This window comes from Eubacterium oxidoreducens (assembly GCF_900104415.1).
Taxonomy (GTDB): domain Bacteria; phylum Bacillota; class Clostridia; order Lachnospirales; family Lachnospiraceae; genus Eubacterium_C; species Eubacterium_C oxidoreducens.
Window position 1 is genome coordinate 55,561 of sequence record NZ_FMXR01000011.1, and the last position, 23,736, is coordinate 79,296.

Annotated in this window: 17 protein-coding genes and 1 pseudogene; 11 read left to right on the forward strand and 7 right to left on the reverse strand. The window is 39.1% G+C overall.

The window, feature by feature from the left end; all coding sequences use genetic code 11:
* Positions 1-44: 44 nt before the first annotated feature.
* Together BLS20_RS08020 and BLS20_RS08025 are read left to right on the forward strand one after the other, a co-directional pair.
* On the forward strand, positions 45-329 hold the full coding sequence (locus BLS20_RS08020; protein WP_090173854.1) for a hypothetical protein: 285 nt from the start codon (positions 45-47) through the stop codon (positions 327-329).
* A 301-nt stretch (positions 330-630) separates the two neighbouring features.
* Positions 631-810, forward strand: a pseudogene (locus BLS20_RS08025) (transposase); the annotation flags it as partial.
* Between the two features lie 69 nt (positions 811-879).
* On the opposite strand, the gene BLS20_RS08030 reads toward BLS20_RS08025, so the two are convergent.
* From BLS20_RS08030 to BLS20_RS08040, 3 genes are all read right to left on the reverse strand, one after another.
* The gene (locus BLS20_RS08030) at positions 880-1,314 is read right to left on the reverse strand and encodes an aspartate carbamoyltransferase regulatory subunit (protein WP_090173855.1); all 435 of its coding nucleotides are present in this window, start codon (positions 1,312-1,314) and stop codon (positions 880-882) included.
* Positions 1,315-2,235, reverse strand: coding sequence for an aspartate carbamoyltransferase (gene pyrB / locus BLS20_RS08035; protein ID WP_090173856.1), 921 nt, complete (start codon positions 2,233-2,235; stop codon positions 1,315-1,317).
* Between the two features lie 80 nt (positions 2,236-2,315).
* Positions 2,316-3,599 (reverse strand): class II aldolase/adducin family protein, encoded by a 1,284-nt coding sequence (locus BLS20_RS08040; RefSeq protein WP_090173857.1) that lies wholly within the window; start codon positions 3,597-3,599, stop codon positions 2,316-2,318.
* 77 nt (positions 3,600-3,676) lie between these two features.
* On the opposite strand from BLS20_RS08040, the gene BLS20_RS08045 reads away from it, so the two are divergent.
* A complete protein-coding gene (locus tag BLS20_RS08045) occupies positions 3,677-4,960 on the forward strand; it encodes a chloride channel protein (protein WP_242870550.1) in 1,284 nt (427 codons plus the stop codon).
* 49 nt (positions 4,961-5,009) lie between these two features.
* Here BLS20_RS08045 and BLS20_RS08050 read toward each other — a convergent pair whose 3' ends face one another.
* From BLS20_RS08050 to BLS20_RS08060, 3 genes are all read right to left on the reverse strand, one after another.
* Positions 5,010-5,831 (reverse strand): hypothetical protein, encoded by an 822-nt coding sequence (locus tag BLS20_RS08050; protein WP_176762342.1) that lies wholly within the window; start codon positions 5,829-5,831, stop codon positions 5,010-5,012.
* A 93-nt stretch (positions 5,832-5,924) separates the two neighbouring features.
* Positions 5,925-6,596 carry a DUF6320 domain-containing protein gene (locus BLS20_RS08055; protein ID WP_143010242.1) on the reverse strand — a complete coding sequence of 224 codons (672 nt, stop codon included), beginning with the start codon at positions 6,594-6,596 and terminating at the stop codon, positions 5,925-5,927.
* The gene (locus BLS20_RS08060) at positions 6,589-8,118 is read right to left on the reverse strand and encodes a hypothetical protein (protein ID WP_242870551.1); all 1,530 of its coding nucleotides are present in this window, start codon (positions 8,116-8,118) and stop codon (positions 6,589-6,591) included. The genes BLS20_RS08055 and BLS20_RS08060 overlap by 8 nt, the downstream gene beginning before the upstream one ends.
* A gap of 190 nt (positions 8,119-8,308) precedes the next feature.
* Here BLS20_RS08060 and BLS20_RS08065 point away from each other — a divergent pair, with 190 nt between their 5' ends.
* From BLS20_RS08065 to BLS20_RS08095, 7 genes are all read left to right on the forward strand, one after another.
* Positions 8,309-11,647, forward strand: a complete 3,339-nt coding sequence (locus tag BLS20_RS08065) for a PD-(D/E)XK nuclease family protein (RefSeq protein ID WP_090173860.1) — start codon at positions 8,309-8,311, stop codon at positions 11,645-11,647.
* The gene (addA, locus tag BLS20_RS08070) at positions 11,628-15,269 is read left to right on the forward strand and encodes a helicase-exonuclease AddAB subunit AddA (protein ID WP_090173861.1); all 3,642 of its coding nucleotides are present in this window, start codon (positions 11,628-11,630) and stop codon (positions 15,267-15,269) included. Before BLS20_RS08065 ends, addA begins: the two co-directional genes overlap by 20 nt.
* A 28-nt stretch (positions 15,270-15,297) precedes the next feature.
* Complete coding sequence (locus BLS20_RS08075; protein ID WP_090173862.1) at positions 15,298-15,867, forward strand: Maf family protein; 570 nt, start codon at positions 15,298-15,300, stop codon at positions 15,865-15,867.
* Positions 15,868-15,927: 60 nt separating this feature from the next.
* Positions 15,928-16,188: a glyoxalase gene (locus BLS20_RS08080; protein WP_090173863.1), complete on the forward strand. Its 261-nt coding sequence runs from the start codon at positions 15,928-15,930 to the stop codon at positions 16,186-16,188.
* A gap of 20 nt (positions 16,189-16,208) precedes the next feature.
* Positions 16,209-17,186 (forward strand): peptidylprolyl isomerase, encoded by a 978-nt coding sequence (locus BLS20_RS08085; RefSeq protein ID WP_090173864.1) that lies wholly within the window; start codon positions 16,209-16,211, stop codon positions 17,184-17,186.
* A 92-nt stretch (positions 17,187-17,278) separates the two neighbouring features.
* On the forward strand, positions 17,279-18,427 hold the full coding sequence (locus BLS20_RS08090) for a hypothetical protein (RefSeq protein ID WP_090173865.1): 1,149 nt from the start codon (positions 17,279-17,281) through the stop codon (positions 18,425-18,427).
* Between the two features lie 499 nt (positions 18,428-18,926).
* A complete protein-coding gene (locus BLS20_RS08095; RefSeq protein ID WP_090173866.1) occupies positions 18,927-20,255 on the forward strand; it encodes an MFS transporter in 1,329 nt (442 codons plus the stop codon).
* A gap of 106 nt (positions 20,256-20,361) precedes the next feature.
* Here the strand turns inward: BLS20_RS08095 and htpG are convergent, their stop codons facing one another.
* Entirely contained in the window at positions 20,362-22,407 is a 2,046-nt protein-coding gene (htpG, locus tag BLS20_RS08100; protein WP_090173867.1) for a molecular chaperone HtpG, read from the reverse strand.
* A 198-nt stretch (positions 22,408-22,605) separates the two neighbouring features.
* Between htpG and BLS20_RS08105 the strand changes: the two genes are divergently transcribed.
* Positions 22,606-23,736, forward strand: a complete 1,131-nt coding sequence (locus tag BLS20_RS08105; protein WP_176762343.1) for a glycosyltransferase — start codon at positions 22,606-22,608, stop codon at positions 23,734-23,736.

Below are 23,736 nucleotides of genomic sequence, written 5' to 3' on the forward strand. Positions count from 1 at the left end.
CTAGAAACTGAATTTAAAAGGAGATAAGTTAGGGAGGTAATGAAGTGATTATTTGGTATATAGGTATAGGAATTATTACGTTCGGATTTATTTTTTTACAGTTGCTTATCATCAAGAAGGTAGCTTTTGTATGGCATTTTGTTTTGCCAGCTATTTCTTTCTTGTTGGCATTTAGAACAACTTTTGTGAAGGGGCTTCCGGATAACAACCTAATACCTGTGAGTCTTTATTTTCTGCTGGCTAATTATTTGACCATTATTACTCTGATTATGACATTTGTGGCGTATCGAAAGCAACAAAAGATTGGCGAAAGAGAAAGAAATTTTTAACTCAGTCGGAGAAATCCCCCACCTCTATGCTTTAGCGTAGGTGGGGGTTATGACAAACTATACTCAGTCGGGGTACAAGCTCCGACTGAGTTAAACGCTCCGCGAGGATGCGCACGGATTCGGACAGGAATTTGTCTGCTGAAGCAGACCCGAATCCGGCGCGCAAGACTCGCGAGCGAGCCTTGACTTGAGTATGTGAAAAAAATTCTGTAAATATATAAGTACAAGGTCTTCTATGGTACACTAACCAAAGGAGGCTTTTTATGATGGCAAAGAAAAGAAACCAATTCACCATGTTCAAATGACTGACGGAAAACGTCAGATCATCCAACAACTCCTTCAGGAGTATGATATTGAATCCGCTCAGGATATCCAAGATGCTCTTAAGGATCTTCTTGGAGAAACTATCAAAGAAATGATGGAATCCGAGATGGACAATCACCTTGGCTATGAACGTTCAGAGCGCGTAGAACGCACGGATTCGGATAGGAATTTGTCTGCTGAAGCAGACCCGAATCCGGCGTGCAAGACTCGCTCGCGAGTCTTGACTTTAATAATGCGGTCTTTGGAATTTTTCCTCGCAATATTTGCATCGGTATAATTGTTTGCCGGGATCTGATAATACGAAGATCTGATCAAGGCCTTGTTCTATGGAGGTGATGCAACGAGGATTTTTACATTTGACAACGTTCATAACCTGTTTTGGAAGCGTAAGTTCATGCTTTTCGACAATCACTTCGTCCTTAATCACATTAACGGTAATGTTCTTATCAACAAAACCTAAAATACTGATATCTAAGGTTTCAATGGCACATTCTACTTTGATGATGTCTTTTTTGCCCATCTTATTGGAACGTGCATTTTTGATAATTGCAACTGTACAATCAAGTTTGTCGAGTTTTAGGTAGTGATAGATATCCATTGCCATGCCGGCTTGAATGTGATCTAATACAAAACCTTCTTTAATAGCACCGATATTTAACATCTATTTCTCTGCCTCCTTTAAAAGTGTCAGGATTAATGCCATTCTGACATATACACCGTATTGTGCCTGCTTAAAGTAAACAGCACGTGGATCGTCATCTACATCAACGGATATCTCATTGACACGAGGAAGTGGGTGTAAAATCAGCATATCCTGTGGGGCAAGCTCTAACTTGGCCTTATCTAGGATATAGAAATCTTTCATACGGATGTAGTCTTCTTCGTTGAAGAAACGCTCACGCTGCACACGAGTCATGTAGAGCAGGTCAAGTTCCGGGAGTGCATCTTCAAGACGAACCATTTCCTTGAATTCGATATTATGCTCAAGCAGGACATCATTGCGGATATAATCCGGAACTTTTAACTCTTCCGGTGAAATTAAAATAAATTTTACATTGTGATAACGAATTAAAGCATGAATTAAGGAATGAACAGTACGACCGAATTTTAAATCGCCGCAAAGACCAATCGTCAAGTTATCTAGTCGTCCTTTTAAAGAACGAATCGTCAGCAAATCCGTAAGGGTTTGTGTAGGATGTTGGTGACCTCCGTCACCGGCATTGATGACCGGAATTGTTGATTTTTGAGAAGCTACGAGCGGTGCACCTTCTTTTGGATGGCGCATAGCACAAATGTCAGCATAGCAGGAAATGACACGGATGGTGTCAGCAACGCTTTCACCCTTTGCGGCAGAAGAAGAATCTGCACTGGAAAAACCTAGAACCTGTCCGCCCAAAGAGAGCATTGCGGATTCAAAACTAAGTCTTGTTCGCGTACTCGGTTCATAAAAACAGGTTGCAAGCTTCTTGCCTTCACAGGCGTGTGCGTATTTAGCCGGATTGTTTTCGATATCATTTGCCAAATCTAAGAGCTGGTCAAGTTCTTCGGTAGACAAATCCATCGGACTCATTAAATGTCGCATGTTAGTCCTCCTAATATATGTACTTATTTATCTTATTCAATTTTAATATACCCACCATTCATTTTCAATAAACGAATGGGCTAGCGGATATGAAATTTGTCACGAAGTTCTTGAATCTGATGATGGTTGATTTCAACAATTTCACCAAGAGAGCGTGCGCTTAAGATGGCTTTTGCAGAGTATTCGGCAACTTCGAGACGATCAAAAGCGCGAAGCAGTGTAGGACCGACGGCAACGGCAGCATCATTTTTGAGAAGCAAGAGTGTTTCGTCATGGTTCATACAAGCAGCTACCTTTTGCGGTTTGGCAAAATAACTGTCAAAGTCGTATTCGGACAAATCTTGCAATACCATGTAACTTTCCGGAATCAGACGCGTATTCATTGGGGTGTCGGTTACCGCAAAGGCCATGAGAGATTGTGGTTGTCCGATCAAAATACTTTTGACTTCGGGATGCTTTTTATAGATTTCCATGTGAAGACAAGCGTATTCGTCGGCAATTTTATTTTCTTCTATACATAAGTCGGATACATAAATCAAATCCTGCGGCTCTATGGTCATGCGATCGACATCCTTTGGTGTTAGGACAAAAGATGTTTCATCTAGACGGATAGAAGCAGAGCCCCAGGCTCCGCAGATGAGTTTTTGTCGATAAGCGCGATGGAGAAAATCGCAGATTTGATTGCGGGCATCCATTTCCTTAGAAGAAAGTGGTGGTTTTATGGTGCCTGTAAATATGCGAACCGCTTGTTTGTTGGCAAGTTCGTGGTTCATAGGATGGTTGAGTTTGCCAAGCGTTAAGCCGCGTCGCTCAATTTCAGCACCAAATTCTAATGCTTCAAATTTTAAATAGGCATCCTCCATGGAAGTACCGCCGGCAACAAGACCATGATTTTCAAGAATCGTAATGTCACAGCCTTTTTTAAACTGTGCGGCGATAATTTCACCGAGCTCATCGCTTCCGGTCAAAGCGTAATCAGCCATAGTGACAACGCCGCACTTGTTATAGACGGCAGGAAAAAGATCCGTGGAAGGAATACGACGGACAACACTAAATGCAATTAAAGCAGGAGAGTGTGCATGAAGAACAGCATTAAAATCCGGATTGGCTTCATAGATTTTTCGATGAAAGGATAGTTCGCTAGATGGTTTATGTATCCCGTCTATTGTACCGTCGGGATGGACACAGACAATGTCGCGTCGCGTTAAAGAACCTTTATCATATCCACCGGGAGTTATGTAGATATCTCCGTTTGTATCTTTTATAGACAGGTTACCACCTGAAGTAGTTGTAAGATTAGCCTCGTAGATACGAGACATATAGGCGACCAACTGGTCAGCCGGATGCATATATGTTATTTGCATAAAGAACCTCCAAAAAATACTTTTTTTCAGTATATCCCAGTGCGAAAAACTTGTAAAGAAAAGGGGAATTTGGTAGCATGAAATTTATGGAAGAAAAAGCAAAATATTTTATTGATAACTTGAGCAAGGGATCTGTCCGCCGTTTTAAAATGATGATAAAGTGGATGATACTTGCATTGATTTGCGGAGTCGGGATAGGATTTGTTGGAATTGCTTTTTTGTATAGCGTTCGGCAAGTCACGGATTTTCGAATGGCACATGGCTGGATCATCTGGCTTTTGCCATTTTGTGGTCTATTGATTATGCTGATTTATGATAAATTTGCAAATGATGATCATGACAGAGGAACTAATCTGGTGCTTATGGCAATTTTGACAGAAGAAAAGATTCCACTGAATATGACACCGATTATATTTGTGTCTACCATACTTACGCATTTGTTTGGAGGTTCTGCGGGACGGGAAGGAGCTGCTTTACAAATAGGAGGAAGTCTCGGTGAATTTTTCGGACGGTTGCTACGCTTTGATGAGGCGGATCGCAAGATTGCCATTATGTGTGGCATGAGCGCTGCATTTTCTGCGCTTTTGGGAACTCCGCTTGCAGCGACAATCTTTGCCATGGAAGTGGTGACGGTTGGAATAATGCAATATACGGCGCTTGTGCCATGTGCCATTTCAGCATTAACAGCGCATTACCTGGCAGTGCATTTTGGGTTTGAATCCATGCATTTTACAATTACGGATATTCCGGGGGCATCGATTCCGACTTTTATTATAATTGGAATTTTGGGGATTCTTTGTGCAGTGCTTAGTATGGTATTTTGTTCCTTGTTGCAGCAATCACATACCGTGTTTGTAAATGTGATAAAAAGAAAATATCGAAGGATTTTTTTGGGGGGGCTTGTAATTGCAGTTCTTACCTGGCTCATTGGCAATCAGGATTATAATGGTGCAGGTGTCGAAGTGATAGCAAGAGCACTGCAAGGAGATGTGGTGTGGTATGTGTTCATTCTTAAAATTATTTTTACGGTTATTACCCTTAGCGCCGGATATAAAGGGGGAGAAATTATACCGACACTGTATGTTGGAGCAACCTTTGGATGTGCATTTGGTACAATTACCGGATTTTCGCCGACGCTTAGTGCCGCTGTTGCAATGGGAGCAGTATTTTGCGGAGTTACCAATTCGCCAATTACGTCTATTTTGATTTGTTTTGAATTATTTGGATTAGAAGCATTGCCATATTATCTGATTGCAATTGCAATCAGTTATATGCTAAGCGGGTATTTTGGATTATACCGGGCGCAGAAGTTTGTTTATTCGAAATATAAAGCAGATTATTTGCAAGATCGAAAGAAATAAAGAAAAGGACAATGGGATGTGTAAGGTATTGCCTTAACAACCATTGTCCTTATTTTGTATGGATTACGCGAAACAGCGTTTCGGTCATAGCCAGAAGGCTGGTTCGCTCTGTTGTGTGTATAACGAGAGGAATTCCGTCAGGGGTGGCTCTTTGAATATATGGGTAGAGATAAGCGTTTCTGGCATCATCAAGACCGTCCATCGCAAGGTAGGCCCGGTGAAAGAACACTTCGCGAAATATTTCTTCCATTTTGTCTTGAATGATTTCCGGCTTAATCTTTTGAAAATTGATATAAACCGTGTCATGTTCTAGATTTCGGCAAGCAGCTTTTAAGGTTTCGAAGAAATGAAAATCCCCAATCAGCCAGATATTGTCTCGAGGAATCATTTCATGGAATAAGGAAACCGAGGAAAGCGGCATATCAGAGGCGGGATAATGTGTCTTCGCGCGAAGAATCTCACCGTAGGAGCGAAAGTCTGTGCTAGGCAAATCAGAGCCGCATAGGTATTCGATAAAACGATTATCCATTGTGAATTCAGCATCAAAAAATGGCATAGCATTGCGATTTCCTTCAAATACACGACATAAATAATCAAAGGTCTTTTTCATTTCCGGAAAAGTCGGCGATGTGTTGCCGGAAAACAAATAAGCATTTCGGACAGTGCAGGCATGACCGGTTGCAAATTTTAGGTAATCAGCGAGTTTTGGAAAAAGTCGCATAGCGATAACGGCACTAAGCGCGTCGCAAGCAGCCCGGTCTCCTTCAAAAATGCGATTAAAGATGTGCCCGATTCGCTCCGGTACAATTGGAAATGCACGTGCCATGAGCGTTTTGGCTTCTGTATTCAGTTCGTCGCATGCCGGTTTCATATCAGGTTGAACGAATAAAATACTGTCAATGATGACCTGAGTGAAACGCAGAAATTCAAATTCACCAATTCGCAATAAAAGACACCTCGATAATTAGTTTACGTGAAATCTTCGGGATAACTCGGCATTAGAACGAGGCCCTCCGATAATTAATGTACCAATAAAAAGGATTCCGGATGCAATTAAAGCAAAGAGTGCAAGCGGAAGAATATGGGTTAAATTCACAATATAAAAGAGAAGCGGAATAACACTTAAGGCTATAAGCAAAATCTCCATAACCATATATTCTTGATAATAGCGTCGATTAATCAGCATTAAAACCAGCATTATGACATCCAATACCACAATTGCGCTCGGAAGGATGTAAGCTAAAGACCAGCCTTTAAAACCGAAGATATAATCAATTACAATGATAAAGGCAACGCCCCATAAGGTCTGGTAGACCATCTTGGCTTTCAAGGAAAAATGTGAATCCGTGGATAATGCCAGGGTCAAAAAGCCGTAAATAAATGCGGCGGATGTAATGACAGACCATCGTACAGTGCCGTTGGCTTGCAGATTAATCAGTACAAATAAAGCATCACAGACACAAGCTAAAAAGACATAAAGCCGTATGACAAAATTCATCTTTTTATGTTTTTCTTTAATGTTCGGATAGACGTTATCTACCTTTTCACCGGGAATCGGTTCTAATATCTGATGGCATAACGGACAGATATTGGTATCATCTAAAATCACAACATTACATTTTATACATTTAGCCATAATAAACACCATTACTTTCTATTTTGATTTCAAGACCTTCTTGTGCAAGCTTTCGAAAGAAACCGCGCTGAATCGCAACGTCTGTCAATTTGGAACTGAAACAGACTGAGAGCCGATCTTCAAATGAAGAGATACAGGCTTTAATATCCTGACCATAAGAGCGTGATAAGAAGCAGTAGTAATCATCAATATATTGTCGATAATCTTCTTTCACTTTTAAGGAACCGACGTTGGTAATGGTTGTGGAGTTCTTACGAGCAGCAGCTTTATAGGCAGCACGAATGCCCATATTTTTAAATACTAATGGTATCGTTCTAAGAATCATAATCTTTTCGTTACCAACGGCAAAGGAAAAGATTTCTTCCAAATGATCTTTGTTAAGCTGAGAACGAAGAGATTCCTTTGTTGCAGCTACAATTTCTTCAAAGGTATATTCGCGATTTTCCACCGGTTTAAACTTTGCTGAAATCATTACAAAGAAATTCTTTGTGGTTTCAGAATTAAAATATGGACGAAGATCTACCGGTACTCCGGCTGTAATCGGATGTCGCGAAGGCAGTGTATGCATATATTCATGATACACACTGTAAAAAAAGGTTGCGACAACAAGCTCGTTTATCGTACAACCATATTTTTTTGAAACTTTTTTGAACTGATGGATATCCATCATGCCACGAAGAATTCCCATCTTAGAGCCCTTCATAAGAGGTCCTTTGATGAGATAGGCGGTTTCGTTTGCGTAACCTTTTAAGTTGTAATGCCGATAGTTTTTTTCATAGCTGTCCTCGGTATTTAGGGACGTTTCGCTAGATAAGCCCTGTCCGTGGCGAAATACCAGATCCGGATGTGCAAAGTTGAGATACTGATAAGTCAGTTCACGCAGAAAGTTTAAGGCACCACTTCCGTCTGTCAGTACATGGAAGACTTCAAGATTGATTCGGCACTTGTAGTAGGTCAGTCGGAACAGATAGTCACGGTTAGAGTTTGGTGCAAAGTACTGACAAGGGTATTCACTTTCTTCCCGAATCGGAGGATAGCGTTTTGGATTTTCTTCAAAATAATACCAAAAGAACCCCTGGCGTAAAACAGAATGAAAATTCTGAAACCATGGTAACAATTTATGAAGTGCTTTTTCTAGATACAACGGTTCAATTTCTTCTTTTAAAACAATGCACATACGATATACATTAGTCATATCTTCACCGGCAATAACCGGGAACAGATGAGCGGTATTATCAAGCTTATCCCATTTGGCATATGGCTGCGTTGAATTGGGATAGGAAGCACGTATAGCCTCGTCTGTTTCCATCCGGATTTCTTTTTTCTTTTTCTTTTTTACCGCTTTTTTTTGATTTTTGATTTCTAGTTTTTCTTGGTGTAGAGCTTCTTTTTGTGCATAGCCGGGACGGGCTTGCTTGCGCTCTAATTTATCTTGTTTTTTTATTGCTTTTGCATGGATTTTGGCTTCTTTACGAGCCGCTTTTTCATGAATCTTTGCAATTTTTAATTCTTCTTTTGTCATATTATAAGTCACCTTTTCGACTCGTTTCGATGTTTCACCGGAACGTTTAACAAAATCATATATTGTTAAAAATAGTCAATTTCTACTAAAAATTATATCGCATCAAGGGGGCAATAATCAACCCTTACCACAGGTGCATTTTCGCAGTCTTATGGTACAATAAATATACTATGAAAAAGGGAGAGGTACTATGGCATTACAATTTGTTCTTGGAAGGGCAGGCAGTGGAAAATCGGCTTTTATGTATCGAAGGTTTTTAGAGGAAGCAAAGCAAAGTCCCAAGCAGCAATATCTGGTAATTGTACCGGAGCAGTTTACGTTGCAGACGCAAAAGGATCTGGTGGCCATGCAGCCGGAACATGCCATCTTGAATCTGGATATATTGAGTTTTGAAAGATTGGCATATCGCGTATTTGAAGAGTTGGGAGTGGTATCCGAAGAGATTTTAAGTGAAACAGGCAAAAGTCTGCTTCTTAGAAGTGTTGCAATGGAACAGGAAAAACATCTTAAGATGCTGGCTTCTAATGTGCAACAGATGGGATTTATAGAAGAATTAAAGTCGATCTTGTCGGAACTGATGCAATATGAGGTTACGTCGGAAGCCTTACTTCAAATCAGTGAAAGCCGCAGTGATGCTGCCGGCATGAAAGTGCATGATATTGCCGTGTTATATGGCGCATTCAAAGAGAAACTGAGGGAAAAACACTATATGGCGTCGGAGGAAATGCTCACGAAGCTGGCTATGCGCATCGAAGAGTCTAAAATTCTTCGGGATGCGATTGTTTTGTTGGATGGCTATACGGGATTTACGCCGGTACAGATGCAGGTGCTAGGACCGATATTATCATTAAGTAAAAAAGTATATTGTACCTTTACCACCGATACGGATCAACCACTATATGTGCAGCCAAAACAGCATGAATTGTTTTATTTATCAGGAAAATCCATTCTTGCGCTGAAGAAACTGGCAGAAGAAACCGGTTGTGAGATAGAAGATGCGATTCTTATGGAGGATGGGGCAAGTAAGCGTTATGAGAATGCACCTGAGTTGTCTCATCTTGAGACGAATCTGTTTCGAAAAAAAGCGCAGGTATATACGGATAAATGCGATAATATCCGCATTGTAGCACTAAATACCCCGCAGGAAGAGATACGATATGTGGCACGTAAGGTGAAGCAGATGGTGGAGCTAGAAGGCTACCGATATCGGGATTTTGCAGTGATTTCGGCAGATATGCAAAGCCATGGTCCTTATTGCAGAAACATATTTGAAGAGTATGAGATACCGTATTTTCTAGATCAAAAGCAAACGCTTCTTAAAATGCAGTTTGTTGAAGTAATAAGAAGTGTTCTCGAAATGATAGAGAAAAATTTTTCGCGTGAAAGCGTGGTTCGATATCTAAAGAGTGGTTATAGCGGATTTTCGAATGAAGATACACAGATTTTGGAAAATTATATTCGTGCAAATGGAATTTATTCTTATAGTAACTGGACAAAAAAATGGATACGAATGCAAAAGAATATGACGCAAGAACAGCTTGCATACCTAAATGTTTTAAGAGAACGTTTGGTTGAAGATACCGAGCAGGTTCGAAAGATAGTGGGAAGTGCCAAAGAAACCGTTAGGGCGAAAATGACGGCGTTATATCAGTTTACAAGGGAACGCAATATGCCACAGAAACTAAAAGAGTGGGAGCTGTATTTTGCGCAGCACAAGGAACGCCAGCTAGAACGGGAATACGCACAGGTCTACACAAGTGTGATGCAGCTGTTTGAAAAGATGGTAACCCTGATGGGAGATGAGTGTGTAAAAGTATCCGACTTGGCTAAGATTCTAGATGCCGGTTTTGCCTCGGAAAAGATGGGGATGATTCCGGCAGGCGTTGATCATGTTATGATTGGAGATATTGAAAGAAGCCGTCTTAGTGCGATTAAAGTTGTCTTTTTTATAGGAGTAAATGATGGCCTTGTTCCCAAAGGTGTAAAAACATCCGGACTGCTTAATGGGCAGGATCGAAAGATGCTATCGGATTATAAGATTGAACTTGCACCGGGAGAGCAAGAGCAGGCATTTGTACAACGCTTCTATCTGTATATGGCTTTGACCAAACCGATGAAGAAACTGTTTCTTACATATGCGCTAGTAGACAGTTCCTCAAAAGCGATGCAAAAATCCTATCTGATACAGATGATTTTAAATATGTTCCCGAATCGAAAGGTGGAAAGTGCACAAGAAGAACTTATAAATCGAATTCTGACAAAGGAAAATGCTTTTGAAGAATTGCTAAAAGAACTTGAAGCGGCCAAGACAATTCCGGATGATGAGGTGCTTTGGGCCTTGAATGCTTATTTTAAAGAGGATGAAGTGTATAAAGAGCGTTTGTATAAGGCGTTGAAGGGGAAGGATTTTTATTATACCCAAGAGGATTTAGATAAGGATTTGGCACGTGCATTATACGATAAGAAGATGAATTTGAGCATAACGCGTCTAGAACAATTTGCCGGATGTGCATTCCGTCATTTTTTGAGTTATGGTTTGCGGCTAAAGGAAAGAGAGCAGCTCGAATTCGATGCGCTGGATTTTGGTAATATTTTGCATAAAGCGCTGGAAATATATTTTAAGGAGCTTAAGAAGGAACAAAGGTTTTCTTTTGATTTACTTGAAGAGGAAAAGACAAGACGGATTACGGAAAGCTTTGAAGCTGCTTTGGAAGGTCAGGATAACCAGGCTTTGGATGAAACCAATCGCGCATCTTATATGAGAGAGCGGATGCAGCGGATTTTGAAACGGTCAATATGGATAATTGAAAAACAGACACAAGAGTCACTGATGAGACCGGAAGAATTTGAGATGACATTTTCGCATGAAGATGGGCTTGATGCGACGAAGATTGATTTGAATTCGGGAGAACGACTGCAGCTGATTGGTAAAATCGATCGAATTGATGTACGTGAAGATGAGGGAAATGTATCCGTACAGGTGGTAGATTATAAGACGGGAGCAGCATCTTTTCATTTATTGAATCTGATTTATGGCTTGAATCTGCAGCTTCCGGTTTATCTAAAAGCTGCTCAGGAGATGATGGAACAAAGGTATGGAGAGAGAAAAATGGTGCACGCATTAGCCGCATACTATTTTTCTGTTAAGGACCCGATTGTCAAAATGCCGATTCAGGCTACACAAGAGGAAATTGAACAGAAAATCCTAGATGAGGAAAAATTATCCGGCCTTGATTTTACAAAGATAAAATTCAAAAAGGAAGATCCATCGCAGCTTATTATGGACTATTTAGAATACAAGATTGCGCAGCTTGGCGACGGGATTATGGGCGGTCAGATAAAGGCCAATCCTTATGAAATCGGGACGGATCATGCTTGTACGTACTGCATCTATAAGAGTGTATGCGGATTTGATGAGAAGCTTGCGGGATGTCAAAGTCGCATCTTAGAGAGTTCGAATAGAAGAAAGGATGAAGTGTTTTTGGATTGGATGAGAGGAGAGTTAGACGATGGCGATAAAATGGAATGATGATCAGCTTCATGCAATGAACGATCAAGGGCGCAGTATTTTGGTATCGGCGGCAGCAGGTTCTGGTAAGACCGCTGTATTGTCAAATCGAATCCTAAACAGACTAAAAGATCAAGATCATCCGGTAGATGTAGATGAGTTTTTGGTGCTGACCTATACAAGAGCAGCAGCAGCGGAGATGAAAGAGCGTATTCATAAACTGATAAGTGAAGAGATAGAACATCAACCGGAAAATGAACATTTAAGAAGACAATTGTCCTTGATTAATAATGCGCAGATTTCAACGATAGACAGTTTTTGCACGCAGGTACTTCGTAATTATTTTCATCTGATTAATCTAGACCCGGCTTTTCGTATCGGAGAAGAAGCGGAACTGCTTTTGTTGGAAGAAGAGGCGCTTGCGGAGATTCTAGAAGAAAAATATACCGAAAAAGACGAGCGCTTTTTGCATTTTATGGAAGCTTATGCACCGAATAAGAAGGAATTGCCGGTTGAGAAGATGATCAAAGATTTATATAAGTTTTCACAAAGTCATCCTTATCCGGAACAATACTTAAAGCAGTGTGCGGACAATTTTAATATTACGGACAAAGAAAAATTGTCTAAGCAAGAATGGATGAAGTTCGTAGATGCGATTACCAAATCATACATAGAAGGAGCTCTTGAAGAATTACAGGAAGCGATTGTGCTTGCGTCTGATCCATGTGGTCCGAACAAATACCTTGAGAATTTGAATGCAGAATATGATGCAATATTGAAAATTAAGGATGAGAAGGATTATTTTGAGAGAGTTCAGCGTTTTGAACAGGTAGAGTTTCATAATCTGCCTAGAATTACCAAAAAAGATGAAGTGGACGAGGGCCTGAAAGAGCGGGTTAAGGCACTTCGTGAGGATGTTAAGAAAAAAATAAAAGAAAAAATTAAAGATTATGCAATTTCGGCGGAGGAAGAAGTTGCAGCACTCAAGGTATGTAAAGAGTATGCGGATGAACTGATACATCTTACGATGCAATATGCAAAACGTTTTTTTGAAAAGAAACAAGAAAAAAACATTCTTGATTTTTCGGATGTGGAACATCTGGCATTGAAGGTGCTAAGAAACGAGCAGGGACATCATGAAATTACAGATGCGGCAAGAGAACTGTCGCAAAACTATGTAGAAATTATGGTGGACGAATACCAAGATAGCAATTATGTACAAGAGGCAATTTTGACAGCAATAGCGAGAACCGATGAGCAGGGGATTGCAGTAAATATGTTTATGGTGGGAGATATTAAGCAAAGTATCTACCGGTTTCGAATGGCACGTCCGGAATTGTTTGCGGAAAAATATTCCAGATTTACGCTAGAAGAGTCAAAAGAGCAAAAAATCTTATTAAAACAAAATTATCGCAGTAGAGATGAGGTTGTAGATACTACAAATTGTATCTTTGAAGCGATTATGCACGCGGATCTTGGAAAGGTTGAGTACGATAAGTCTGCAAGATTGGTAAGAGGAAGTCAGTTTGTTTTGCCGGAGCATGAAAAGGACTTTAAAAGCGAAATTCTGCTTGTTGATCCAAATGAACAAGAAGGAAATATCAAAGAAGAGGATTCTCGTCTTGAGGCAAGGATGATTGCTACAAGAATCCAACAGATGGTTGGAACACTTAAGATTACAGATGCTGATACAAAAGAGCTTCGTCCGGCTAAGTACCGGGATATTGTTTTGCTGAGTCGTTCATTGAGAAATAGTACAGAAATAATAGAAGAGCTCGAAGATTATGGAATTCCGGTAAAATGTGTCCAAAAACAAGGATTGTTGGATTCTAGAGAGGTTCGGTTGATATTAAATCTTCTTTCGGTAATTGACAATCGAAGACAGGATATTGCCCTGGCTAGTGTGCTATATTCCCCAATTGTTGGCTTAAGCGAGCAGGAACTGGCGATGATTCGTATAGCGGATCAAGAAGAGACGTTTTATGAAGCAGTCTTTGCTTATGCTAAGGAAGGAGAGGATGAGAACTTAAGAGAAAAGCTAAAAAGCTTTTTGCAATTATTAGATGAGTATACAAGAAAGTGTGAATATCTGTCACTTCGGGAATTGATTGAAGAAATCTATTCTTCCACCGGTTATTTGAATTATGCAGCGATGCTTCCGGCAGGGGAACAAAGAAAAGCCAATTTGTTACTGCTTGTTGAGAAGGCAGCCGCATATGAAAAAGAGGGGTATAAAAGCTTATATCGATTTATTCATTATTTATCGGAGCTTAAGAAAAACAAGGTTAACATTGACGAAGCTGATTTAGGGGAGATTGAGGAAGATGTCGTAACACTGATGACCATTCATAAGAGTAAAGGGCTTGAATTTCCAATCGTATTTGTATGTAACATGGGGCGAAAAATAAATACACAAGATGAAAAAGGCAGTCTTCTTATGCATGCCGATTATGGAATCGGTATGAATATGATTGATGTGGAAAGAAGAGTAAAGGCAGATACCTTAATGAAAAAGGCACTGGCAGATGCTGTTCATAACGATAATCATGGAGAAGAGATGCGAGTGTTATATGTTGCACTTACAAGAGCAAAGGATAAGCTTGTTATGACCGGAGTCTACAAAAAGTGTGAGGAAATGCTAGAACATCAACAATATAATGCAACACCTTCTTATTATAGTAGATATAAAGCTGCTTGTTATCTGGATTGGGTGATACCGGTTTTGAATGGAAAGGATCATCTGGTAGATATCACAGTCTATGATCCGAATCGCTTAGAGTCCCGTTCAAGAGTAGTAGAAAAACGGGGAAATGTTTTAAGGATTATCAATAAGCCTTTTGATGAGAAGGTGAAAGAGGAAATCGAAAGACGTCTTTTATGGAAATATCCATATGAGAAGGAGATGGTTTTGCCAACGAAAGTATCGGTATCGGAGTTAAAACATTTGGATATCGAAAAAGCAGTCGAGGAGAATGAACAGCCGCCTAGAATGGAGTACGCACAAGAAATATCCAAAAGGCAGGAATATTATGTTCCTTCATTTATTAAAGAAACGCAGGAGGCGCCGGAAGGAGCGTTATACGGAACTGCGGTGCATCGCTTTATGGAGTTGTTTGATTTTACAAGTGAGTATGCGGATGGGGATGAACATGATGAGAATTGGAAGCGACAGCGAAGCCGATATCTAGAGCAGTGTAAGGAAGAATTTGTCAAATCAGGCAGGATGCTGCAAGAAGATGCTGATCGTCTTATCCTTTCAAGGCTAGAATCGTTCTTCGACAGTGAGGCATGTGCACGTATGCATAAAGCGGCTCAAAAAGGACTTTTATTCAAAGAAAAGCCTTTTGTTATGGGAATTGAAGCCGGGGAGGTAGAGAGTTTCCCGAATATTGGTCACGTCGATTCTAAAGAACTGGTTCTTATGCAAGGAATTATTGATGTCTATTGGGAAGAAGAAGATTACGTTGTTCTATTGGATTATAAGACAGACTATGTAGAGTCAAAGGAAGATTTGATTAAGAAATATTTCGGCCAATTAGACAATTATAAAAAAGCGTTGGAACGAACGCTTGCTAAACCGGTCAAAGAGAAAATCTTATATTCTTTTTGCCTGGAAAAAGAAATCAGCTTAGACGAAGCATAAATATATTGTAGAATAGAGGAAAGATAAAATGCGAATCATATTAGCATCCGGCTCTCCAAGAAGACGAGAACTTCTTGGAGAAATTGGAGTAGAGTTTGAAGTTAGAAAAGCGGTAGGAGAAGAAAAGACAAGTGCGACTTCGCCAAAAGAGATGGTGAAGGAATTGGCTGAGCAAAAAGCGCAGGAGGTACGCCGGACGATTCAAGATGAAGATGCTTTGATTATTGCAGCGGATACGGTTGTGGCGATGGATCATCAGGTGCTTGGAAAACCAAAAGATGAAATGCAGGCGAGAAAGATGATGGAGATGTTGAGCGGAAGAACGCATCAGGTATATACGGGAGTGGTATGTCTTTATCAGGAGCAAAGGGTGTGTTTTGCGGAAAAGACTGAGGTTTCTTTATATAAGATGACAAAAGATGAAATCGAAGAATATATAAAAACGTCATCGCCTTATGATAAAGCCGGAGGTTATGGAATTCAGGAAAGCTTTGGAATGAAATACATTTGCGGGATTCAAGGAGATTATTATAATGTAGTGGGTTTACCGGTGGCGCGTTTGTATCAGGAACTTAAAACAATTGGAATTGACTTGTAACATGATTTCGTACATACTAGGATAGTCGGGATGAATTAAAATCAGTTGGAGGCGTATTACATGAACTATGATCAGGCAGTATTGCAGACATTTTTGGATCAGCAGCTTCAATTGTTACCGGAAAAAATTGCATATGATTTAGAAGAGGCAGATGCGTTTTTGTCGGACTGTTTTGCAGTTGTTGTTAAGAATATCAAAGAAGTACAACAGTATTTTGAGGATGAGGGCTTAGATATTTCGCAGATGTCGCTTGCCGATTTAGAGCAGGCACAAGAAGTATTCAAGATAGCAGATGGACGTTATCTGATTGTAGAAACTTAAATAAATTGGAGTTAGAAAAGATGAAAAAGATAATGGTGTTAGCAGCGACAATGGCTGTTACTGCGTCTATGATATGTGGCTGCAGTAGTGTAAATAAAGATGCAGCGAATGGTTCAGGAAGCGGCAAAAGCATTTTTAAGATTGATCATCAAAGCTGCAGCGTTTCGCAGGCGCGTATTTATTTGCTGAATTATCAAAATATTTACGGAAAAATGTATGAAATGGATGTGACGACGCAAGAGGATAAGGTAGAATCTTTTGAAAGTTATATCAAGGAGATGACATTATCACAATTAGCGCAGACAGTGGCGATGGCACAGTTGGCACAAGAGCGGGAATTGTCTTTGAGCGAGCAGACTCTAGAGAGCATCTCAAATGCAGCAGAAGCTTATTATGAGAGTCTTACGGACGAAGAGATTAATTATACAAGTGCAACAAAAGCGCAGATTGAAGAGATGTATCAGCAATATGCTTTGGCTAATTTGCTTTATTCAAGCCTCACGGAATCTGTAAGTGAAGAAGTTAGTGATAATGAAGCAAGAGTGATGAAGATTCATCAGATTTATGTAACCGATGAAGAAACGGCGAATACGGTAAGCAAGAAACTAGAGGCCGGCGGGGATTTTGATTCAGTGGCTGCAACTTATACACAAGCAGATAGTGTTTCTTTAGAAGTGCGACGGGGAGATCTTCCACAGGAAGTAGAAGATGTTGCATTTGAGATGGAAGATGGAGATACGTCTTCTATGATTGAAACTTCCGCTGGGTATTATTTTGTTTACTGTGAGAATCATTATCTGAAAGAGGAAACGGATAATAATAAACAACTTGTTGTACAAGAAAGAAAAACAGAAGCATTTGAGAGTGAGTATCATTCATATTTGAGTAGCGTAACGACGAAATTGAATGAATCAGTGTGGGACCAGGTGGAAATGGTAACCGGAGATGGTTACGAGTCGAATAGTTTTTTTACAACATATTCGGAATATTGCGAATAAATAACAGATGTTTATCACGTAGTAAACACATAAAGTCTTTACAATATGTAAAGATGTTTGCAGATGAATGAAAAATCAGGAGGAATTTTTTTGTGAAAACACTTTATATTCACATTGGAACACCTAAGACAGGTACAACAGCAATTCAAAATTTTTGTCATAATAACGAGGAGGTATTACACAAAAAAGGGTATGATTATCCTATTTTATATACCTATTACGGCAGAGCAAAAGTGCGTAATGCACAGTTTTTGCATTTGACCATTTATAATCGAGATACGACAGACAAAAAAGACAGAGATATTGCAGAAGAAAATAGACGTATTACAGAAGGCATGCAGACAATTGCAAGTCTTTTTGAGACCTATCATAATATTATATTATCGGATGAGGGGTTATGGAAAGCAACTCAAAAAAGAAGAGCATCTCTATGGGAAGAGTTAAAAGAACATGGAGAAAAGCATGGTTATCAGGTTAAAGTTATTGTCTATTTAAGACGACAAGATGAGTTCGTAGAAAGCTGGTATAATCAGCGAATCAAGCATGAACTAGAGCAAAATAACACTTTGACCTGGGAAGAATATTCCAGGGATAAAGAAAAAAATTGCAGCCCTGATTATTATCAAAGAATAAAGGCAATTGAGCGTGTCTTGGGAAAGGAAAATATTATTGTTCGAAGATATAATTTTGCCGAATTTAAAAATGGAATGATTCAGGCAGATTTTCTAGATGCAATTGGCTTAGAATGGACCGATGAATATGAAATCATAGAAACGGATAAAAACAGAAATGATCGTTTACAGGGAAATGCTTTGGAATTTAAACGAATTATAAATCAAATGAAGGATTTATCCAGGGCAGAATCTAGAATGTTTGAAAAGATACTTCTTGAGTTGTCTGAACAGTGGGGCAAGCAATATCCATGCAGAGCAATGAATCAGCAAGAAGCCATGGAATTTATGAAAGAATTTGAAAGTGACAATCAAAAGCTTGCAGAAGAATATATAAATGATGGGAAACCATTATTTACAGATCGCTATAAAGATAATCCTAAATGGGATGAGAATAATCCTTATGTGTTAGAAAATTTGTTGCAATTCATCTGTACGATGCAGGTAGAGATGATGCGAAATAAAAAAAGATTCCAGGAGGAAGAACTTCCGAGTGAGATTGACAGAAGGATTCGAAATAACAGATTTACGGCCAGAGTAAAACGTGTCAAAAAAAGAATACTAAAATAAAGGTGATTTTACAAAGAAGAATGAAACTAGAGAAATCCCCCACCACTAAATGTAGGTGGAGGATTTCTTTTTTTTGGTAAAAAAGTACAAGATTGTGGATAGAAAATTGGAATGGTTTAATACAATTTTTGTATAAGGTTTCCTAGTGCTTTCTTATAAAAAAACAAGAAAATTGGTAATGTTGAATAAGAAAATCATTTTGTCATTATGAAAAACATACATAAAAACTTTCGGAAAGAAAAAAAGTTGAATAAAAATATTTTGACTAAAATAAAGTAGATAAGACGAACTAATCCGCAAAACGGATTACTGGCATTTGGCTATGGTTGACAAAAATATAAAGATTTCGTTAAAATCACTATATAAATAGTAGTCTATAAAAGATGGATAGGGACTATTTACTATAAAGCAGAAGAAGTAACTGCTTTATTCTTCCCAAAAGTGCATGATTGTATACAGTGTACTTTTGCGGAATTCGTATTATTTAGGAGGTATATAAATGGAAGGACAAAAGAAAACAGCGGCCTTTAATCTAGGCGCAAAGGGACTTGTGATTGTAATCCTCGGATTCGTCTCATGTTATTTGTATTCAGCACTTACTTCAGATTCGTTGAATGTAACGGTTAAAGTTTTTGGAGGAATGGGACTGGATACCAACTTTATTTATGCATTATCATCAATTGCAACGATTCTTGGAATCGTAGGTTCGATTCTGTTTGGTAAGCTGATGTCAATGGCAACGGCTTCTAAAGTTTGGGGTATTGTAATGATCTTGACAGCAGTGTTTGCATTTATCTGGTCAAGAACAGCAGGAATTGCAATCGGTGGAAATGTAGCAATCGCATCGGCAGTATATGCAATCGGTTATTTTGTATGTTATGTACTTGCACTGGTTTCTGCCATGCTTTTAAGTTATCAGGTAATTGGTAACTGGTTCCCTCGTAAGAGAGGAGTGGCAATCGGTATTGCGACTGCAGGTTATCCGGTATCAGCAGCTACAACAACAACACTTTGCGGTAAGTTAGCTTCTAATATCAGTAATTTCTATATTGTGATGGCAGTTATTGCATTGATTGTTGGTATTATTGTACTGTTATTCTCAAGAGATTTCCCTGAAGATAAGGGATGCTATCCGGACAATGATCACAACTTTGATTTTGAAGCAGCAAAAGCGCAGCATCTTAAGAATCTTGAATATCTTAAGACTTCAAAGTGGACAGTAGGAAAATGTCTGACGACAGGTCGTATGTGGATTATGTGGGTTACCGTTGGTATCGGTGGATTCTTATCAATGGGTATTATGTCTAACTTCTATGGCAAGTTCACTGAGCAGGGTTACCAGCCGGAACAGATTTTTGCAATGCTTGGTATTGCAGGTGTGATTGCAATTCCGGGATCAGCTTTCATCGGATGGCTTGATGTTAAGCTTGGAACAAAGAAGACAACGGTGCTTATTAATGTACTTGCTGCAGTGGCAATTGCATTTAACCTTACACAGACGCATGCACTTCATTATGTTTCACTTCCGATTCTTGCTTTAATGCTTGGTGGTTCTTCTAATATGATGGTATCTTGTACAATGGGTATCTGGGGACGTTATGACTTTGAAAATGCATTCCGTGTTATTCAGCCACTCAACGCAATTATGACAGGTATTGGTATTACGGTAGTAGGTATCGTAGGAACAAACTTTGGATATTTGAATGCTTATAAGTTGCTTATGGTAATGGCAATTATTGCAGTAATCTTTGCTCTGATTTTGAAAGTTGAATTCATCGATGATGATGTACGTCGCTTGAATGAGCAGGGTATGAGTAACGAAGAATAAAAAAAGAACTGTAAAAGCAGATTTCAATTAGATCTAAAAGACTCATGCGTGAGTCAGAGAACATAAAAATAGGGAATTGTGGAGAAATACCACAATTCCCTGTTTTTTATTTGTCTGCAAGTTCTAACATAATCTCATTGCTGCGTTGCACGAATTTGGTCAGTGCTTCCGGAGCAAGAGGTTTATTGGCCAGGATAGCGAGGTCATAAAGTTGTTCACAGAACATGTTGGTCTTAGGTCCATCAACATGATCAAGTAGGTAATGAACCAGCTTGTTGTTGATATTTAATACCAATGTTTCCGGAGCTGCAAACATTCCCATGTCCATGCCATCAGATGCATAATACTTCATCATCTGTTCCATACGAATCATATCTTCAGAAAGAACAATCATAGACGAGATATTTTCGTCTTTTAATTTCTCGACTTTGACATCGAGTTGTTCTTTACCAAGTGCATTTTGGAAAAGTCCGGTTAAAGTTTCGGTATATTCTTTTAGTTCTTCTTCCGGAATTTCTTCTTTCATATCTTCGGTCAAATCGGAATCAATACGCATGAAGCGAATCTTTTCGTTTCGTTGTTCAAGCTTTGTAATAAAACTTGAATCAATGGATTGATCTAAGATTAAGGCATCTTTACCGCTTTCTTTAAATAAATTGATGTACTGGCTTTGCTGGTTGCGGTCAGTTACATAATAAACCGGTTTACGATTATCCTTTGGAGCCTCATCTGTGTTGCTATCGGTAGAATCATCCGTTGTATCTTCCGAATCTTCTACGGTCAGACACTCAGGCAGGGTAAGATATTGATCTTCTAGATTCTTAAACAAAATATAATCATTCATTTTGTCGCAGAATTTATCATCTTTAATACAACCAAATTTGATGAAAGGACTTATGTCATCCCAGAACTTTTCATAAGATTCCTTTTCGGTTTTACACATTCCGACAAGTTTGTCCGCAACTTTTTTGGAAATGTAATCAGAAATTTTGGTTACAAATCCATCATTTTGAAGTGCGCTACGTGATACGTTCAAAGGAAGGTCCGGACAATCAATGACACCTTTTAACAGCATTAAGTATTCCGGAATGACTTCTTTGATGTTGTCAGCGATAAATACCTGATTGTTGTAAAGTTTAATGGTTCCTTCAATAGAATCGTATTCGGTATTGATTTTAGGGAAATAAAGAATTCCTTTTAAATTAAACGGATAATCCATATTAAGATGAATCCAGAATAAAGGTTCCTTAAAATCATTAAATACCTTGCGATAGAAGGATTTGTAATCTTCATCCGAGCAATCATTTGGATGTTTTGTCCACAACGGGGTAGTGTCGTTGATGGCAACAGGACGTTTTTCAATTTTTAGCTTTTCTTGTTTAGGAGAAATCTCAACAATTTCTTTCTCGCCGTTTTCATTTTCACGTTCCTCAGTCTTCGCTTCTTCGATAATGGTTTCAACGACGATATCGTCTTCAAGCTTATCTTCCGGAAGAATTGTTTCATATTCTGTCTCTGCCGTAACGTCGTCTAGATAGATTGGAAGAGGCATGAAGGAACAATATTTATCAAGAACTTCTTTCGCACGGTATTTGTTGCAAAATTCCAGGCAATCTTCGTTCAAATATAGTGTGATTTCTGTTCCGATTGTTTGCTTGTCGGAATCAGACATATCAAATTCAGTTCCGCCATCGCAGGACCAATGAACGGCTTTCGCCTCATCCTGGTAAGAAAGTGTATCGATGGTTACTTCGTCTGCTACCATAAATGCAGAATAGAATCCAAGACCAAAGTGTCCGATAATCTGTTCCTCATTAGCCTTGTCTTTGTATTTCTCAAGGAAGTCCGTAGCTCCGGAAAATGCAATTTGATTGATGTATTCATCCACTTCCTCGGCTGTCATTCCAAGACCATTATCGATAATTTTGATTGTTTTATCGGTAGGATTAAGTTCGACCTTGACTTGCGGTTTGTAATCATCCGGAAGAGTATATTCTCCCATAATATCAAGTTTTTTTAATTTTGTAATCGCATCACAGGCATTGGAAACCAATTCGCGGTAGAAGATATCGTGATCAGAATATAACCACTTTTTGATGACCGGGAATATATTCTCGCTTGTAATGGATAAGGATCCATGTTTATTTGCCATATTGTTATCACTCCTGACTGTAATTTTTTTATCTGAAAGTATCTTAATACTGCCAAAATAAAAAGTCAATAGAAAATTAGCACTCCAATCAAATGAGTGCTAACAATATGAGACGAAAGTCATTTTGTATAGATAAAAAAGACTATAAATGGTAAAATGATAAGTAAGCATAATATTAGGGAGAGATGTTTAGGAAATATGAAGAAGATAAAAATTGTTTACATTCTTCATGGATTGGCAAGAGGTGGAATCGAAAGCTTTGTTATTGGTGTGATGAAACATTTGCCTTTCGAGGAATATGATATCTCACTGATTATGGCAGTTGACAAGGGGGCTAAGCAGCAGCGTGAAGACGAAGTAGAAGCACTTGGTGTAAAAATATACCGAACTAATGACCTAGATGGGATTCGTAATATTATGGCACATTACATCAGGCTTAAGAAGCTGTTGATAGAAACAGGTCCCTATGATGTGGTGCATGCGAATATGGATTTATTTAACGGGGTTAATCTAAGAGCAGCCAAAAAAGCAGGAATTCCCATTAGGATTTGTCATGCACATATTCCGCAGAGCCAAAATGCACAAAATATCGGGAAACCTTTTGTTGTTAAGATGTATCAAAAAACAATGCGCCGGTTGATTCGAAAGAATGCCACAATAAAACTTGGTTGTAGCGCGAGTGCGAATGAGTATTTCTACGGTAGTAAATGGCAGTTTATAGATAATTGTAAAGTTGTTTATAATGGAATTGATGTTGGAGAGTATCGGGGGAATCATATGGATAAGAAAGCATTTTTGATGGAAAATCATCTTCCGGTTGGTAAAACGTATATTGTTACGGTCGGAAGAATGTCAGCGGTCAAGAATCCGTTGTTTGCAATTGATGTGATGTATGAATTGCATCAGTTAAATCCAAATTATCATTATATCTGGGTTGGAGACGGAGAGATGCGAGCGCAGGTAAAACAACGCATTGAAGAAAAAAAGATGCAGGATTATGTATGGCTTTTGGGCGTTCGAAATGATATTGCCGATATATTGCATGCCTGTGATTGCTTTTTAATGACATCGATATTTGAAGCATTTGCCACTGCGTTAGTAGAGGCGCAGGTATCCGGAGTGCCATGTATTTGTTCGGATACGATTCCGCGTGATGCCGATCTTGGTCGATGCGTTTATATTTCGTTAAAGGCCGGAGAGAAAACATGGGCAAAAAAAATCAATGAAGTGCTACAACAGAGAAAGTTGCCACCGCTTTTGGAAGAAAAGATGAAGCAGATGGATGTAACGAAAGTGGTACAGCAATTAGAACAATATTATAAGAAATAA

What these genes read in the sequence shown, in the direction of transcription:
- BLS20_RS08080 (WP_090173863.1), top strand. Translation starts at nt 15,928, where the DNA reads ATGAACTATGATCAGGCAGTATTGCAGACATTTTTGGATCAGCAGCTT.
- BLS20_RS08065 (WP_090173860.1), top strand. Translation starts at nt 8,309, where the DNA reads ATGGCATTACAATTTGTTCTTGGAAGGGCAGGCAGTGGAAAATCGGCT.
- BLS20_RS08030 (WP_090173855.1), bottom strand. Translation starts at nt 1,314, where the DNA reads ATGTTAAATATCGGTGCTATTAAAGAAGGTTTTGTATTAGATCACATT.
- BLS20_RS08095 (WP_090173866.1), top strand. Translation starts at nt 18,927, where the DNA reads ATGGAAGGACAAAAGAAAACAGCGGCCTTTAATCTAGGCGCAAAGGGA.
- BLS20_RS08055 (WP_143010242.1), bottom strand. Translation starts at nt 6,596, where the DNA reads ATGGCTAAATGTATAAAATGTAATGTTGTGATTTTAGATGATACCAAT.
- pyrB (WP_090173856.1), bottom strand. Translation starts at nt 2,235, where the DNA reads ATGCGACATTTAATGAGTCCGATGGATTTGTCTACCGAAGAACTTGAC.
- BLS20_RS08050 (WP_176762342.1), bottom strand. Translation starts at nt 5,831, where the DNA reads ATGAAACCGGCATGCGACGAACTGAATACAGAAGCCAAAACGCTCATG.
- BLS20_RS08085 (WP_090173864.1), top strand. Translation starts at nt 16,209, where the DNA reads ATGAAAAAGATAATGGTGTTAGCAGCGACAATGGCTGTTACTGCGTCT.
- BLS20_RS08075 (WP_090173862.1), top strand. Translation starts at nt 15,298, where the DNA reads ATGCGAATCATATTAGCATCCGGCTCTCCAAGAAGACGAGAACTTCTT.
- BLS20_RS08045 (WP_242870550.1), top strand. Translation starts at nt 3,677, where the DNA reads ATGAAATTTATGGAAGAAAAAGCAAAATATTTTATTGATAACTTGAGC.
- BLS20_RS08105 (WP_176762343.1), top strand. Translation starts at nt 22,606, where the DNA reads ATGAAGAAGATAAAAATTGTTTACATTCTTCATGGATTGGCAAGAGGT.
- htpG (WP_090173867.1), bottom strand. Translation starts at nt 22,407, where the DNA reads ATGGCAAATAAACATGGATCCTTATCCATTACAAGCGAGAATATATTC.
- BLS20_RS08060 (WP_242870551.1), bottom strand. Translation starts at nt 8,118, where the DNA reads ATGACAAAAGAAGAATTAAAAATTGCAAAGATTCATGAAAAAGCGGCT.
- addA (WP_090173861.1), top strand. Translation starts at nt 11,628, where the DNA reads ATGGCGATAAAATGGAATGATGATCAGCTTCATGCAATGAACGATCAA.
- BLS20_RS08040 (WP_090173857.1), bottom strand. Translation starts at nt 3,599, where the DNA reads ATGCAAATAACATATATGCATCCGGCTGACCAGTTGGTCGCCTATATG.